Origin of the sequence: Niallia sp. MER 6 (genome assembly GCF_023714395.1) — a bacterium.
Lineage (GTDB): Bacteria > Bacillota > Bacilli > Bacillales > Cytobacillaceae > Niallia.
Genome location: NZ_JAMAUK010000010.1, coordinates 55,095 through 71,602, shown reverse-complemented (window position 1 = coordinate 71,602; position 16,508 = coordinate 55,095). Strand labels below are relative to the sequence as shown.

General features: G+C 38.7%; 17 protein-coding genes. 1 reads left to right on the top strand and 16 read right to left on the bottom strand.

Annotated features, from left to right (window positions below):
- Positions 1-5: 5 nt before the first annotated feature.
- The 12 genes from M3600_RS14220 to ssuE all read right to left on the bottom strand — a co-directional run bounded on the left by M3600_RS14220 (position 6) and on the right by ssuE (position 12,292).
- Positions 6-839 carry a transporter substrate-binding domain-containing protein gene (locus M3600_RS14220; RefSeq protein WP_237943355.1) on the bottom strand — a complete coding sequence of 278 codons (834 nt, stop codon included), beginning with the start codon at positions 837-839 and terminating at the stop codon, positions 6-8.
- A gap of 25 nt (positions 840-864) precedes the next feature.
- On the bottom strand, positions 865-1,632 hold the full coding sequence (locus M3600_RS14215; RefSeq protein ID WP_251646476.1) for an amino acid ABC transporter permease: 768 nt from the start codon (positions 1,630-1,632) through the stop codon (positions 865-867).
- 18 nt (positions 1,633-1,650) lie between these two features.
- Positions 1,651-2,214 carry a GNAT family N-acetyltransferase gene (locus M3600_RS14210; RefSeq protein ID WP_233316958.1) on the bottom strand — a complete coding sequence of 188 codons (564 nt, stop codon included), beginning with the start codon at positions 2,212-2,214 and terminating at the stop codon, positions 1,651-1,653.
- Positions 2,215-2,455: 241 nt separating this feature from the next.
- Positions 2,456-3,520, bottom strand: a complete 1,065-nt coding sequence (locus M3600_RS14205; protein ID WP_233316959.1) for an LLM class flavin-dependent oxidoreductase — start codon at positions 3,518-3,520, stop codon at positions 2,456-2,458.
- 35 nt (positions 3,521-3,555) lie between these two features.
- Positions 3,556-5,187 (bottom strand): ABC transporter substrate-binding protein, encoded by a 1,632-nt coding sequence (locus M3600_RS14200; protein WP_251646474.1) that lies wholly within the window; start codon positions 5,185-5,187, stop codon positions 3,556-3,558.
- Between the two features lie 32 nt (positions 5,188-5,219).
- Positions 5,220-7,226, bottom strand: a complete 2,007-nt coding sequence (locus M3600_RS28980) for an ABC transporter ATP-binding protein (RefSeq protein ID WP_282581447.1) — start codon at positions 7,224-7,226, stop codon at positions 5,220-5,222.
- Positions 7,226-8,119: an ABC transporter permease gene (locus tag M3600_RS14185; RefSeq protein ID WP_245400082.1), complete on the bottom strand. Its 894-nt coding sequence runs from the start codon at positions 8,117-8,119 to the stop codon at positions 7,226-7,228. Before M3600_RS14185 ends, M3600_RS28980 begins: the two co-directional genes overlap by 1 nt.
- A 14-nt stretch (positions 8,120-8,133) precedes the next feature.
- Positions 8,134-9,060 (bottom strand): ABC transporter permease, encoded by a 927-nt coding sequence (locus M3600_RS14180; protein WP_233316961.1) that lies wholly within the window; start codon positions 9,058-9,060, stop codon positions 8,134-8,136.
- Positions 9,061-9,074: 14 nt separating this feature from the next.
- Positions 9,075-10,406, bottom strand: a complete 1,332-nt coding sequence (locus M3600_RS14175; RefSeq protein WP_233316962.1) for an LLM class flavin-dependent oxidoreductase — start codon at positions 10,404-10,406, stop codon at positions 9,075-9,077.
- Positions 10,407-10,470: 64 nt separating this feature from the next.
- Positions 10,471-10,728 (bottom strand): glutaredoxin family protein, encoded by a 258-nt coding sequence (locus M3600_RS14170; protein ID WP_233316963.1) that lies wholly within the window; start codon positions 10,726-10,728, stop codon positions 10,471-10,473.
- Complete coding sequence (locus M3600_RS14165; protein ID WP_237943359.1) at positions 10,728-11,756, bottom strand: LLM class flavin-dependent oxidoreductase; 1,029 nt, start codon at positions 11,754-11,756, stop codon at positions 10,728-10,730. The genes M3600_RS14170 and M3600_RS14165 overlap by 1 nt, the downstream gene beginning before the upstream one ends.
- A gap of 5 nt (positions 11,757-11,761) precedes the next feature.
- Positions 11,762-12,292 (bottom strand): NADPH-dependent FMN reductase, encoded by a 531-nt coding sequence (gene ssuE, locus M3600_RS14160; RefSeq protein WP_251646472.1) that lies wholly within the window; start codon positions 12,290-12,292, stop codon positions 11,762-11,764.
- A gap of 149 nt (positions 12,293-12,441) precedes the next feature.
- Here ssuE and M3600_RS14155 point away from each other — a divergent pair, with 149 nt between their 5' ends.
- Positions 12,442-13,344 carry a LysR family transcriptional regulator gene (locus M3600_RS14155; RefSeq protein WP_251646470.1) on the top strand — a complete coding sequence of 301 codons (903 nt, stop codon included), beginning with the start codon at positions 12,442-12,444 and terminating at the stop codon, positions 13,342-13,344.
- A gap of 37 nt (positions 13,345-13,381) precedes the next feature.
- Here M3600_RS14155 and M3600_RS14150 read toward each other — a convergent pair whose 3' ends face one another.
- The 4 genes from M3600_RS14150 to M3600_RS14135 all read right to left on the bottom strand — a co-directional run bounded on the left by M3600_RS14150 (position 13,382) and on the right by M3600_RS14135 (position 16,167).
- On the bottom strand, positions 13,382-13,858 hold the full coding sequence (locus M3600_RS14150; protein WP_251646535.1) for a DMT family transporter: 477 nt from the start codon (positions 13,856-13,858) through the stop codon (positions 13,382-13,384).
- 8 nt (positions 13,859-13,866) lie between these two features.
- Positions 13,867-14,568, bottom strand: coding sequence for a Crp/Fnr family transcriptional regulator (locus M3600_RS14145; RefSeq protein WP_251646469.1), 702 nt, complete (start codon positions 14,566-14,568; stop codon positions 13,867-13,869).
- 15 nt (positions 14,569-14,583) lie between these two features.
- Positions 14,584-15,009, bottom strand: a complete 426-nt coding sequence (locus M3600_RS14140; RefSeq protein ID WP_233316968.1) for a DMT family transporter — start codon at positions 15,007-15,009, stop codon at positions 14,584-14,586.
- Between the two features lie 207 nt (positions 15,010-15,216).
- The gene (locus M3600_RS14135) at positions 15,217-16,167 is read right to left on the bottom strand and encodes a hypothetical protein (RefSeq protein ID WP_233316969.1); all 951 of its coding nucleotides are present in this window, start codon (positions 16,165-16,167) and stop codon (positions 15,217-15,219) included.
- Positions 16,168-16,508: the final 341 nt, after the last annotated feature.

The window sequence follows — 16,508 nt, the reverse complement described above, 5'->3', positions numbered from 1 at the left end:
CTTTCTTACTTAGTAAAATCTCCTCCTAAAACTTCTTGTGAAATCTCAGAAAGTTTGCCTTCATCAATTAACTCTTGCAGAGCTCCATCTATATCTTCTTGCAGCTTTGTATCATCCTTGCTGTATAGATAATATGTTTTGGAAACATAGGCAGGCTCACCTGATGTTTTTAAATCGGCTTTAAATTGCTCATTTAATTTGTTTACATCAAACTTAGTCAGCAATGTTGCGTCAATTGTTCCAGTTTGTAGATCCTTTACAAGCACCTCATTAGCACCGCTGCCATATACTATATCTATTTTGTTGTCATGCTCTTCATTGTACTGCTCCAAAATATACGCGTGGTTGCTTCCTGTTGATGTATAAACTTTCTTACCTGCCAAATCATCTAATGTATTAAAATTGCTACCTGAATTAGCATCTACTACGATATAGCTTGTGTAATCCGTGTAACCTACTTTTCCATATAAGTATTTTGCTTGTCTTTCCTCATTCACTTCGTACTGATGTGCTGCCAAATCTACTTTATTTGCATCAAGTGCAGGCAGAATATTTTTAAATTCAAATGACTCGTATTTAAATTTATACTGCGTAAGTTTTTCATCGACTGCATCGAGCACTGCTTTTTCATATCCTGTCAGCTTCCCGTTCTCATCCAAATAAACAAATGGCTGATACGCATTGCCAGTTCCGACGATTATCTCTTTCGCATCAGAATCATTGTTGTCTGCGCTGGCACTTTCTGCATTATCTCCATTTCCGCACCCTGCCAGCACCAATCCTAATGCAGCTGTAATACCAATAACCTTCCACGATTTAAATTTCGGCAGTATTCTCATGACTTTTCCCACTTTCCCTTAATATTTAATTCACTTTGTTTTTTCCATTCGGCATCAAAAGCAGCTTTTTGCCATTAGTCAAAATAGGTGTTCTGATGCTTTTTTTGCTTCGTTTCGGGTAACGATATTTCTTCTCGAGAACACCAAATAATTGCTCTAATCCAATGCTCAATACGACAAAAATAACGGCAGCAATGAAATAACCTTCCATAACTCGGTAGTATAAAGCTCCTAAAGTCTGCACCTTGCCCATTACATCTAATATCCCTAAAGTAAAGGCAAGAGAAGTGTCCTGCAAAAGATTAATGATGGAGGCACCGAGACTTGGCATCGCAATCTTGCTCGCCTGCGGTATAAGCACTCTTCGATATGTCTGTCCTTTCGTCAATCCAATCGAGGCAGCTGCTTCATATTGTGATGCAGGCACACTCAATATGGCAGAACGGAAAATTTCAGAAAAGAATGCTGCCGTATTTAATCCGTAAGTTATATAAATAAAATAGATTTTATCCCATTGAGAAAGATCAATTCCCATGGCCCCAAGCAAGCTTGGTAGACCATAGAAAACGATAAACATTTGCACTAATATCGGTGTTCCTCTTACGAAGGAAATATATAGGATACAAAGTTGATTGAGTACAGGCACCTTTTCTATACGCAGATACGCAATTAGTAAGCCTACAGCAGCTCCAATCAGTGTGGCAATCAATACAATCAATAAGGTTGTCGGAAGAGCACTTAACACTTTAGGGAAGAGGGAAACTACGTATTCCCATTTAAAAAACTCTCCCATAGGTTGCCTCCTTTCTTGTTATACAGAAGTCTTTTCAGCTTTAGCGTCCACAAACGGCGGAGTTCCGAGAATACTCTTATCAAAGCGTTCTGGTATTAACACTTTATACATCAGTACTCCGATGTCTCCATCGTTTTCATGCTGGAAATATTCCTTGTAGCCTTTCCGTTTGTACATTTCCAATAGCCAAGGATGCTTTTTGCCGGATGTACCAAGGGTAAAGGCAGGAGCCTTAAATGTGTCACGCAGCAGAGTGTTTTCTACATAGTCCAATAATTTATTGCCTATTCCTTGTCCGCTTAAATCGGGTGCTGTCGCAAACCACCAAACAAACGGGTAGCCCGATACAGGAGTTTTACTTTCCCATGGAAAGCGGATTGTAATAGTTGAGATAAGTCTGCCGTCCCGTTCCATGACGACAGCTGTGGAATTAACGATATTTTCCGTAACCATTTCAAGCGTGGCTCTTGTGGAAGGCCAGTTGATGCCTAATTCTCCAACCGACTTGAATGCACTGGACAATAATTCTAGAAATGCTGGGGCATCTTCTTTTGTTGCAATTCGAAAGATATCTTCACTCATACAAATTCTCCATTCTGTATATTTTTTCAATAAAGATGTTGATACTTTTTTCTAGTTATTGAAAGTCAAGTTGCATTTACCTACCTAAGCTCTCCGCTCCTTCCTTACTTGCTTTTATATCCATGTAATCTGATTGGATATGTATACTATAATATTTTTTTCACTCTTTGACTAATTAGTATTAGTAAAGCATCAATTCAATAAAACTAATAATTAATATAATCCCATAAGAATACTAGGTTTAAAGGTAGTTAGAAGCTGTTTTTTTCGGCTGATTCCAAATAAAATCGGGAATTTCCTTGCGCAAAACAGGCAGAATTTCTTCAGAAAATCGTTGAATTTGTTCTTTTTGTTCTGTTTCGCTAAGTCCATCCACACTTAACCCCTGCACTTGATGACCGAAAGCTTTGTGGTAAAGTAAAATCTTTTCAATGATAGATTCTGCTGATCCGACTAAAGACGGACCATTTTCAATATAATCCTCTAAATCATTAAAAGGTGAATTATTGTGCTTGGAAGCATCTGTATTCATAAAAGCATCATAATAAGGACGATATTTCTTTATAGCCTTCTCCTTCGTGTTGGCAATATATAAGCTGCCTGCTCCAGATCCGATTACTGCCTTATTAGAATCATGCCCGTAGAACTCCAGTCTTTCCTTATAATGATCAATCAGCTGCTTATATTTTTTCAGTGGATGAAAAACATTAGATGAGAAAATAGGATCACCATTTTTCGCTGCTAATTCAGTAGAAGCCGTGCTGGATGCACTTCCATGCCAGATGGGAATTCGCTTTTGGTATGGCCTTGGCTCAATTGTGACATTTTCTAAAGGCGCACGGTACTTTCCGTTCCATGTAACAGACTCCTCCGCCCATAGTCTTTTTAATAAATCATACCTTTCTGACAGTGATTCCCACTGTTCTTCCTCTGTTATTCCAAACAAAGGATAATGCCGCGGGTCATTGCCTTTTCCAATAATTAAATCAAGCCGTCCTTTTGATAATTGATCCAATGTAGCGAAATCCTCTGCAACCCGGACAGGGTCCAACACACTTAAAACCGTTACAGTAGTCAATAACCGTATTTTTGTAGTTTTTGCCGCAATCGTCGACAGTACAACTGCTGGAGAGGAGGAAAGGAATGGCGGACCATGCCTTTCCCCCACTCCAAAACCATCAAATCCTTGCTCTTCTGCCAGAACAGCTTGATTTATAACATTTTCCAGTTTCTGATAATCGGTAAATGTTTCACCGCTCACAGGATTCACGTGATTGCTGATAAGTGAAAATAAAATGAATTTCATGGCGATCCCTCATCTTTATAATTTTCTCTTTATTACTAATTAATGAAAACATCGTTGAACTGCGGATAGCCTTGTGAATCAAAGGTTAAACCTTTAACTTCATTAGATGTTGCTACAGTATATGGGAAGACATAAATAGGAATAAAGTATCCTTGCCCAATCAATTTTTGCTGCACCTTTTTGTATAAGTCGGCCCTTTTAGCTGCATCTGTCTCCAACTCACCACTCTCCAGCCATTGATCAATTTCACTGTCATGAAGTCGAGCGAGGCTTGAACCGCCATTTTCAGGCAGATTATCAGAATGGAAGAATAGCCGGAGCACATCAGGATCACCAGCTACCCTGCTGTTGCCAATTACATCATAATCCTTGCCATTTTTAGTGATATTATAATAGTCTGCTGATGTAGTAAACTCAAGCTTTACCCCTATTTCCTTTAATTGCTGCTGAATGATTGTAGCAATATCGTGGCGCTTCTCTCTGTTAACATTGCTGTCTATTAAACGAAGCACCAGTTGATTACCGTTCTTTTCTCTTATCCCTTCACTATTCTTCGTCCAGCCAAGGCTTTCTAATCGTTTATTAGCTTTCTCTATATCAATTTTCTCTGTATTTTCGAGTGCCTTGTCATATCCAAGAATTGTTGGTGTTATGACAGACCATGCGCGCTTATATGTTCCTAGATAAAGCGTGTTAACAATATTATCTACGTCTATCGTTTCCTTCAGTGCTAATCGTGCTTCTAATTCATTCCATGGCTCATTTTCCGGATTTACAAACAGACCATATGGCATCCCTGCTGTTTGTGTTTCATAAATTTGCAAGTTTCCATTTGCTTTAATTGACTTAAGATCTTGTGGCGGCACTGTTTCAACCGCATTTAATTGATTGCTTTGGACACTGCCTATTCTCGTTGCCTCTTCAGGAATAATTTTGTATGTAAGCTTATTTAAATAAGCTTTTCCTTCATGGTCAGCATAGGGAGCTTTCCGATTATAATCATCGAATCTTTCCAAGACAATTTCATTGTTCTCATCAAGATTCACAAACTTAAATGGCCCAGAGCCAACTGGATTTGTTGCTAGAGACAAGCCATATTTTTCAGCAGCTTCTTTTGAAACAATTGCCAATTTAGGCTGACTTAAATTACTTAAGAAGGTTGCAGCAGGCTCTGAGAAATGAATGGTTATGGTATATTCGTCTATCACTTCGGAAGACTCATAATTCTCAATCAAAGCATATGCACTAGCAGCTTTCGTTTCAGGATTTACGATGCGGTCAAAGTTATACTTAACTACTTCTGCATTGAATTTACTGCCATCATGAAAAGTAACATCGTCTCTTAATTTGAATGTAAAAGACTTTTGGTCGTCCGATACCTCCCAGCTAGTTGCAAGCCACGGTTTTATCTCATTATTTTCTGTTTGATAAACGAGCTTTTCATATATGCTGTTATTCACCCTCGTGGATACAGCCATCCCGCTCGTATGAGGGTCAAGACTGTCCGGCGCTGTTGCCAGGCCATAAACCAGTTCGCCTCCTTCTTTGGGCTCTGCATCTTCACTTGCAGAAGTATTTTCGTTAGCATTACCGCAAGCAGTCAGCACCAGCAAAACTGCCATTATATAAAATAGGACAGGCTTTCGCAATCCAATTAATTGCAACATCTTTGTCTCCCCCTAATCTCTTTTTATCTACTTTAAATAAACGCTAAAGGATAATGGCATGCTGTAAATCTATCTTTCTGTATTTCCGTTAACACCGGCTCTTCCATGGCACATTTCCTATTCGCAAACGGACATCTCGTACGGAACCGGCATCCTGACGGCGGATTTGCCGGCGAGGGAATCTCTCCTTTTGCTTCAAGCTTTTTCTTGCCCTTCCTATTTGGAATAGAGTCAATCAATGTCCTTGTATAAGGGTGGGCTGGCTTTTCGAAAATCTCCTTACTTGGTGCAATCTCCACAAGCTTTCCTAAATACATAACACCAATTCTGTCAGAAATATGCTGGACAACACCTAAATCATGGCCAATAAACAAATACGTCAAGCCCATTTTCTTCTGAAGATCTTGGAGTAAATTAATAATTTGAGCCTGTACGGAAACATCTAAAGCAGAAAGTGCTTCATCTGCGAGAATAAAGGATGGATTTAAGGCAATCGCTCTAGCAATTCCAATTCTTTGCCTCTGTCCGCCTGAAAACTCATGAGGATATCTTGCAGTCCATTCGCGCTTTAATCCGACCTTTTCCAGCAGCTCTTCTACTGTTTCTTGTATTTCCTCCTTGGAAAGCTTTAAATGCCACTTTAATGGCTCTGCAATAATCTCTCCTATTTTTAGACGAGAATTGACAGAACTATTGGGGTCTTGGAAAATCATCTGCATTTCTTTCCGATATTTGCCCATTTTTCGGCTGTTAAGTCCTGATAATGGATTACCATTATAGAGCACTTCCCCGCCAGACAGTTTTTCCAGCTGCAAAATGGCCCTTCCTAACGTCGATTTCCCGCTTCCAGATTCTCCAACAAGTCCAAAAGTCTCGCCTTTTTTAATGGAGAATGACACATCATCTACTGCCTTGACTTGTTTTTTTGTAAATTTCAAACCACTTCCAAGCGGATAGTGCTTGCTGATTTGCTTAATATCCAACAAGATTTCCGGGTTATCGTTAGCCTTTTCCATAACGATGTCTTCTGCGAGCTTTTCCTCTTGTAGTTGATCACTTAAGCTCCATTCAGATTTTGTCACTAACTCCTCTGCATAGAAACAAGCAGAGTAACGGTCATTTACTATTTCAAGATTCGGTCTTACTCTTTTACATTTTTCCGTCGCAAATGGACAGCGGGGATGAAAAAGGCAGCCTTCTGGCAGGTCATTTAAACTCGGTATGCTACCTTCAATGGAATACAGCTTGCCAATACTTGCTGATATGCTCGGCATAGATTTCAGCAGCCCTCTAGTATAAGGATGATGCGGTGTTTGAAATAGCTGCGAAACAGTTGCATTCTCGACTATTTCTCCTGCATACATCACAACAATTCTGTCTGCGAGCTCGGCAGCAATCCCTAAATCATGAGTGATCAGCAGTAACCCCATATTAAATTCATCTTTTAATGATTTTAATAACTCGATAATTTGCTGTTGGATAGTGACATCCAATGCTGTAGTAGGCTCATCCGCTATAAGCAAATCAGGCTCACAAGATATCGCCATTGCAATCATAGCCCGCTGCAACATACCGCCTGAGAACTCATTCGGATACTGCTTCATTCGATACTCTGGCTCTGATATTCCCACTTTTTTCAGCAGTTCTATTCCTTTTTCCCAAGCTGCCTTCTGTGAAGTTTTTTGATGCTTTCTGATCATTTCCGTTATCTGATGGCCAATTGTGAAAACTGGATCAAAAGCAGACAAAGGTTCTTGAAAAATCATCGCGATTTTTTTCCCTCTAATAGACGTGAGCATCTTTTCATCACTGGTAGTAAGGTTGGTACCTTGAAAGGTTATATCTCCTTGTGAGATGATGCCATTCTCATACTCAATCAATCTCATAATGGCCTTTGATGTTATTGTTTTTCCGCTTCCTGATTCACCGACTAAACAGACAGACTCACCAGCCTTAATAGACAGGTTCAATTCAGACACAGCAGTAAGGAGCCCTGTTTTTGTTTTAAATTCTATATTTATCTTATTTATATCGAGCATTAGGCGTTTTCTCCTTTCTGCTGTTTCTTTGGATCAAGGAAATCACGGAGACTGTCACCAATAATATTTGCTGACAATACAAAAGAAGTGATTGCAATACCAGGAAATGTAGCAATCCACCAAGCGGCTGCTAAGTAGCCTCTGCCTTGTGACAGCAGTGTTCCCCAGTCGGGAACCTCTTGGACGATTCCTAATCCTAAAAAGCTTAGCCCTGCTCCCAAAAGAATGGAGGACCCTAGCCCATTAGTCGCCATAACTAACAGCGGGGAGTAAGCATTAGGCAAAATGTGGCGAAAAAAAATGACAAGATCGCTTACCCCGATTGATTTTGAAGCAATGACAAAATTCCTCCTTTTTAATGTGAGAATTTGTCCCCGCATCAATCTTGCATAGCCAGGCACTGCCGAGATCGATATGGCGAGAATAATATTCATCAAACTCGGTCCCAATGCTGCGGCAAAGGCAAGAGACAGCAGCATTCCTGGAATTGTCATTAAAATATCAATAATTCTCATGAAAATAAGGTCGATCATCCCTCCAGCATATCCAGCTACAGACCCGATGAGCATTCCGATAGTAGCTGCCACAATAACGGACAAAATACCGATAATGAGAGATGTCCTGCTTCCAAAGACAATCAAGCTGAAAACATCCCGGCCAAAGTAGTCTGTACCGAGAATATGAGTGGCCGAAGGTGCTTGCATAATTGCATCTGTAAACATTTTTGTGGGGGCATAAGGTGCTACCCACTGTGGAAATACTGCACAAACCAATAAGAAAAAAATAATACTTCCGGCCACATAGATAAAAACATGCTCGGGGTGGAAAATTCGTTTTTTCTTTTTAACTACAGTCGTTTTTTTGATTTGCCCAGCTAATACCGTTTCTTTCAAGTGAGTCACACCTCCTAAAATGATTTTCGGACACGAGGATCAATAACTGAATATAAGATGTCCACAATAAAATTTATTAATATATAAACAATCGCAGAAAAAAACACTACCCCTTGGACAACTGGCAAATCCTTTGCCGTAATGGCATCTGCCACAAGCCTTCCGATGCCTTGACGGGAAAATACCGTTTCAATCACTACCGCCCCGCCCAGCATATCACCGATCATCATTCCTATAATTGTAATCGATGGAATTAGAGCATTCCTTAAAGCGTGTTTATACATAACCACCTTTTCTGATAACCCCTTCGACCTTAATGTCAGGATGTATTGCTCAGTCATCACCTCAAGCATACTGTTCCTTACCATACGGACGATTGCACCAGAACCTACAAGTCCAAGTGCGATAGAAGGAAGTACTAATGTAATCCAACCGTCAGATCCTATGGAAGGAAACCAGCCTAAGGTCACGGAGAATATGAGAATTAGTAAGATGCCTGACCAGAAGGTTGGCATAGAAATGCCAAAAAGTCCGATTAATCTTGCAACATAATCAATCACGGTGTTATGGTGGATTGCTGAAAAAACACCTAAAGTAATGCCGAACACGATAGATAGAATCGCACTAACAACAGTTAAAGCAATGGTAGCGGGAAACTGTGTAATAATTTTGGATAACACGGGTGAATGATTAACAATGGAGTTCCCGAAATCTCCTCGCAAAATATTATTTAAATATTCAAAAAACTGAGTGTGGAAAGGTAAATCCAGACCTAGCTCTTTCCGTAAATTAGCTGCCATCTCAGGAGTGGCACCTGTCCCCTCAAGCATTTGATCGACTGCATCTCCTGGGAGGGAATAATTAATGATAAACACTAAAAACAAAGATCCTAACAAGACAAAAACAGCAGCAATCATTCTGTTAACGATAAATTTCCCCATAAACGCTACCTGTTTTATACTTCTAAAGCTTTATTGTTTTTTAGACTGTGCTGATTAATCGGCTTTTTTAGGCCTAAATGGTCTCTTAATGTGCTGCCTGAATATTCTTCCTCATAAATGCCTCTTGCTTGAAGAATTGGCACAACTTTTTCTACAAACACTTTAAATTGGCTTGGAATGTCAGAGTTGATGATAAAGCCGTCTGCACCGCCGCTTTCAAACCAGCTCTGAATCTTATCTGCCACAATTTCAGGAGTGCCGATAAAGGTGCTTCTTGGAACGGCAACCTGCTGAGCCACTTGGCGTAGTGTCAGCTTATTTTCCTTTGCCATTCTTTTTATTTTGTCTGTTGTGCTCTGAAAAGCTTCCTTGCCTATATCCCCTATATCCGGAAATGGTTCATCCAGCGGAAAAACACTGAAGTCAAATTGGTCAAAAAACCTTCCAAGATACGTAATCGCATTATCAATCGGCACTAAGCTGATAAAATCCTCATATATCTTATTTGCTTCCTCTACTGTGTCAGCTACAATAGGACTGATTCCAGGGAATATTAAAATATCATCATGACTGCGACCATTTTCAGCAGCCTTCGTTTTTACATCATGATAAAACGCAATAGCTTCTTCTAACGTTTCGTGACCTGTAAAAATCGCATCTGCTGACTCCGCCGCAAATTTTTTGCCCCTTTCAGATGATCCAGCCTGAAATATAACAGGATATCCTTGCGGTGATCTTTCCAAATTCAAAGGTCCTTTAACGGAAAAGAACTCTCCCTCATGATTTAACGCATGCATTTTTTCTTTATCAAAAAATTCTCCAGTGTCCTTATTTCTGACAAATGCACCGTCTTCCCAAGAATCCCATAGTCCTTTAACTACAGTGAGATGTTCAGATGCTTTTTTATAGCGCTCCTCATGGGAAGGAAGCTCTGTCTCATTGAAATTTTGAGCTGCTCCAGCTGATGGAGATGTTACAACATTCCAGCCTGCTCTTCCTGCACTTATATGGTCTAATGATAGAAACTGTCTGGCGACATTAAAAGGCTGGCTATAGGAAGTGGAAAGTGTCCCGACAATCCCTATCCTTTCTGTAGCACCTGCTATTGCAGTCAGTAAAGTAATCGGCTCAAACCTGTTTAAGAAATGAGGCAGTGACTTTTCATTGATAGACAGTCCGTCAGCCACAAAAATGAAGCTGAAATTTGCTTTTTCTGCAAGCCTTGCTCGTTCTTTATAGAACGGTAAACTAACACTTGCATCTGCAGGAACAGATGGGTGACGCCATCCATCTGTTGTCCCGCCAATTCCATGAATCATTGCACCAAACTTTATTTTCTTCACCATGTTTTAGCCACCTTCCACAAATTTTTATTATTCCAATGAAAATAGTCAACTTTAAATTAAAAAATTAAGCTAATGCTTCTTTTAATGCTTCCAGGTCTACTTTAAAAACGGCTTTATATTCTGCAGAATCCCCGTCACTTACCTCTACTACCGGTACATAGCGAATACCATATTTAACTTCAAGCACATCTCTTAAAGAATCATTTTCTGTCACATCAATTGTTGAATACTCAAAATTATTATCTGATAAGTAAGATTTGACTTGTTCACAATAACTACATCCAACTTTGCTCCACACTACCACTTTTTTATTTTGACTCATTATATTCCCACTCCTTCATTTTCTTTTTCTATGTGAATACTCTCTTCTGCAAATGCCTCACTTAATAGCTTATAAGAACTTAACCTGTCATTAATGTCCACAATTGGTGATAAGGAAATGATTTCATCGATTTCATGCTCTTTAGCAAGACTGCTAAGAGCATCCCTGACACTTTCCTTCGAACCTGCAACATAACCCGCTTTTTGAACGATAAGCTGATAATCTGTTTCTTCATACTGGCTGATTACCTTTTCCGCCTGCTCCAAAGAACCTACATTTAACTTCTTCCCATCTGCCAGTATTACCTTGACAGACTCTCTTTGCTTAATAAAGGAATCAGCTTTTTCATCAGTTTCAGCAACAGCTACTGTCAATGCCACTATAAATTGCCCACCACCAGCCGGTGAAAACTGCTTAAACCGTTCTCTTGCTTCTTTTAGAACATTTTGCTCTCCATTTATAAAGTAAGCAAACACAAAGGATATTCCAAGTTTTGCAGCCAGTTCTGCACTTTCTGCACTTCCTCCAAGAAGTATAAGATCTGGTCTCACCCTTGGAGTAGGAGCAGCCACTAAATCTAAGTCACGCTCCTTATGGTAAATATATTGCTTTAAATCAGCCAGTTTTTCTTCAAAAGACTTTTGGGCTTCTACTTTGTCTTCCTGCAGTGCTTTTGTAGATAAGTTTAAGCCACCTGGTGCTTTGCCCACACCAAGATCGACTCTTCCTGGAGCGAGCGATGAGAGCACATGAAACACTTCGGCAACTTTATATGGGCTGTAATGCTGTAGCATTATGCCCCCAGAACCGACTCTAATATTTTTAGTAGTTGCCAGCAGAAAGCCGATTAAGCTTTCTGGTGCAGACCCAGCTAATTGACCGTTATTATGATGCTCTGAAACCCAAAAACGATGATAGCCCAACTGATCAGCTGCCTGTGCTAACCTCACCGTATTTTGGAGCCCCTGTTCTGCTGTTTCTCCTTCACCAACAGGACTCTGATCAAGAATGCTTAATTTAAATGCCATATTTTTCACCTCACGATTGATTTAACAAATTGGGATAATGATTCATTTAATCTTGATATTGTTTCATCTGCCAGCGTAAAAGTATTATCATCCTGCTTTGTCACTTGTGTATCCTGTATATAGACACCGCCATTTATATTTGTTGTTCCTAAGTTGATCAGCACCGGTTTAAGCACATAATCGATCACTAATAGATGACCGTATGTACCTCCTAAAGCTAGTGGGAGCACTGCCTTGTCTTTTAAAGCCTTCTGTGGCAGAAGGTCAATATATGTTTTCAAAATACCAGAGTACGCTGCCTTATACACTGGGGTTAGAAAGATCACACCATCACTCTTTTCAATTAATTGATTTACCTCTTGAATTTTCTCATTTTTGAAATCGGCCTTGATTAATGCTTCACTTGGAAGCTGATGAACTTGGATAATTTCAACATCGATACTGTTGCTTTTCAAAAATTCCTCTGCATAATTCAATATGCCTGTTAAACGAGAGTGAATAGAATTCCCACCAGCTACGATTGTAATTGTCGGCATTTTACTTCCCCTTTCGAAATTCCCTCTAAACCACTTGGATTAGTTGATAATATAGATTATAATAAAGCAAATAATTCAGAAAGTATAATCAGTAAAATTAAAGCTGGGATTCAGAATTACTAAATTTATAACTTAAAGAGGTGTTTAACATGGAGATTCGTGCAATCCGCACATTCACGACAATTGTAAAATATGGAAACTTTTTAAAGGCGGCAGAAGCATTAAATTATTCGCAGCCAACAATTACACTTCATATTAAACATCTGGAGGAAGAAGTCGGCGAAAAACTGCTAGAGCGAGGCAAAACATTAAAAATGACAGAAGCTGGCCGGCTGTTTTATGAACGCGCCAATGCTTTATTAAGAGAGTATGATCGCCTTGATAAAACATTGCAGGACTTGGAAGGCGGTTTGGCAGGTTTAATTCGCATTGGTGTTTCAGAGCCTACAGCAAGTCTTGAACTCCCAGCCATTATCGCTGATTTTGTTGAAAAGTTTCCAAAAGTAGAAATTTCTCTTCATGTTGCTGATGCCAATACATTAAGTACAATGCTTTATCAAGACGAGATTGATTTTGCCATTTGCGGAGCACCGGAAGTTTCAATGGAGAATGTATTTAAACCGTTATATTATGATGACATTGTTCTGCTAGTTTCTGAGTCGCATCCGCTTACTGAAAAGGGAATAGCAGAAGTGGAGGATTTACTGGAGGAGACCATTCTATTTACACCTCATAATTGCCCGATAAGAATAAAAATTGAACAAACAATTGTAGAGAAAATCGGTACAAATTATAAAAAGCTTGAGATTTCGAGCAGTATGGCACACAAGCATTATGTTCAGGCTGGCCTAGGGATATCTCTTTTTACCCGTACAGCTCATTCCTTCCCCTTTCCTGGCACAAAAGTATTAGAGATTAATGGGATAGACGCTGCACCTGTAATCGGGCTATTACGAAGAACAAACAATTTAAACGGCAAAGCCTCCACACATTTATTATCATTAATTGAAGAAGCCTTCTTGAAGAAGAATATATTGCAAAAAAATGTTTAAACTTATTTACAAAATAAAAAAGGGCTATCAAGCCCTTTTAACTTGCTTTCTTTAACACTCCAGAAACGTTACCTTTCTTGCTGTCGCCTAACTTAAACATTAAAATACCGCCAATAATAATCAATACCCCTAGCTGCTGTTTAAAGGTGAATGGAATAGGCTCTGTACCGAACCAGCCAAAAGTATCAGATAATACAGCAAAACCGAGTTGTGCAAACATCACTATTGCAATAGCGAATGTTGGCCCAAGCAGCTTTACTCCTTTCGTTACACAATAAACGACACAGACACCAATAAAGCCGCTAAATAAATACCATAGCTCCATATTAGAAAAGTCAAAAAGGCTTTTCCCTTCCACAGCTAAACCAATGAAGAACGATGCAGCAAATCCCATTCCAAGAACTAATGTCGTTGTTGTCCATGAGCCAGCTTTCACCATCACTTTGTTATTAAAGATATTTTGCACTCCAACAAGCGCTCCTGCCATAGTAGCCAGTATCATTCCCAGCATAATATTCCTCCTTATTGTTCGTAAATATTATCCTTTGCCATCTTCATAAGTCCAGCACTGTCTTTAATCGTAATAACACCTTTCTTTTTTTCTATTAACCCGTCCAAACAGAATTGTTTTATTACCCGATTCACATGCCGATAGCTTGTGCCGATGAAGTTAGCTACATCCTTTAAATCAAGCCAATCCAGTTTTTCAGCTACTGTATGTTCTTTCATTGTTGAAACAGAAAGTAAATAGCTAGCCAGTCTGACTTCAACTGGGTACATTAAATTAAAACTCATCGTAGTGGACTTTCTGTAAAATTTATGAGATATAATATTGAGCAGAAACTGAAGAAATTCAGCATCGTTATAACCATATCTTTTAAGCCATTCAAAACTGATTCCAACCATCATTACACTATCCGACACAGCCTCTACAGTATTGAGTAGTTCTGCTCCATTTACGAACTCTACATCACCTATAATCTCTAGCGGCTGCTTGAAGGACAAAATAAGTATTTTACCATCCAAGGAAGTTGTATATACTTTAATCTTGCCGCTAACTAGCACGTAAAGGAAATGTGCTGATTCTCCTTGTGTACAAATTGTTTCCCCTTGCTCAAATTCACATAACAGAGCATGCTTTATTAAATGCTCATTAAAAACGGCTGTTAATCCATATTGCTCCAAAAAAGAATTTAGCTTTACATCATCTTTCCATTCCTTCATTCATACTCCCGCCAGTCACAGTTTTAATAACAATACTCCACCTATCATCATCGCAATTCCTATAAAATCAGCAGCTCTTAATTTACGCTTCTCCATTCCAAACCAGCCATTTATGTCTATTATAAATGTTAGCAAAAGCTGGGATATGAGAACAAATGATACAGTAAATGTAACACCAATATGCTTTATTGCTTCCATATTACTAAACAGGATTATCGCTGCAAATGCTCCCCCAAACCAATAGATAGGCTGAACATTTCCAACACTTTTCCAATTTATATCTTTAGAAAAATAAAGAATTATTAAAGCCAGCACAAATCCAGAGAACTGAGTTAAACTGGCTGTTTGCCAAATACCAATATCCTCCCGTATATGGGCATTTGCTATATTCTGAATTGTAATAAAAACACCGCCAAGTAACGCAAAAAGAATACCCTTCATCTTATCCTTCCACCCTTCTTCCTCTATTAAATAGAAAAACAAGTAAGTTAGAAAGGACATATGTCCCTTTTTAAAATATACGTTCGACTGCAGTCATATACAGTTATATCCACCTTATATATTTCAAAAGAACATAAAAAAACCCAGCATCGCATCAGGAGAGATATCCCTCTCTCCAAGCACAATGTCTGGGTAACTAATTTAACATTATTCAACCGTTTCAAGATCGGCAGCAGCCTCTATCATTCTGCCACTGTTGCTGTCAGAAAGCATATATTTTTGCTGTTCTGTAAGAACTAACAGTTTCTTTTCATCTTCAGTCAACTTCGTAACTAAAGATTCCCTTTTTTCACTGTATGCTTGTATATCTGATTTCAGCTGCGCTATTTGGTCTTTTATAGCATCCATCCGTTTTTCCTTTAGCTGCTTATCTACTTCATCTGTGATTAAGGGCTCATCATCACTTTCCTTTTTAAACAAGGAAAATATCGAGGTCTTTTGTTTTTTCCTTAATGAGGCAACCATAATATGATTCTGCCGATCTAGTAAATAATCCTGATAGGCAGATGATTCTAATTGCTTAATTTCCTGATTACTTTCACTCATTTCTCTTTCAAGCTGGGTAATTTCATATTTCAGCTGATTTACGGAACGATCCATCGAAAGGATTTCAAGCAGCAAGTTTTGATAGTTCATATTACTGTTATATAAATAATTTACTGCCTCTTTAAAGTTAGAAATTTGTTCAAGCAAAGCATCGTTTGAACTCTTTCTATTGGATTCAAATGTAGGCTCGGCACCTAATTCCACCAACAGCTGGTTTGTTGTCATCCCTACCTTTTCCATTAATAATGAAATAAGGTGAATCCTAAATATAGTTATGTAATTCAGGCGATAGTACCTACCGTGCTTTTGCGGTTTAATGTATATATCAGAAAGTTCACTCCGTAAATAATGCCTAATAGTGGCATCATCTCTGCCTATAAATTCGCTAGCCTTAATCGCTACATAATGAGTATCTGGATTAATGGATAAGATTGAATCTGTCCAAATATCCTCTTCAGAAGTATGGGATAATGCTAGATTATAAATTTGGTCAAATTGAAATTCTTCTAGTAATAATTCCTTTAATTCCTCACGTTGATGTTTATCTTCCACTTTGCTCACCTCCAGTTGCTCAAAAAAACCACTTTATTTGATTTTACACTTAGTTTCTAAAAAAATCAAAGCTTGTAAACGGTATTTTTACGGTTCGTTTACGAATTTTCTCTTTATAAATCTATATAATTGCAACGTTGTATTTACGTTGAAGAGAAGTTGTTTATCGAACTGGAAAACATAAACACCTCAATTCATTTCGTAAATAAACATAATATTTACGACATTGACCAACTATACAAATCAAAACATGTCGTAAACCATTGTTTTACGAACCACTTACGAAAACAACTTAGTTATCAACGTATATTATTTACGTAATTCGTACGTAAAGTAAACCA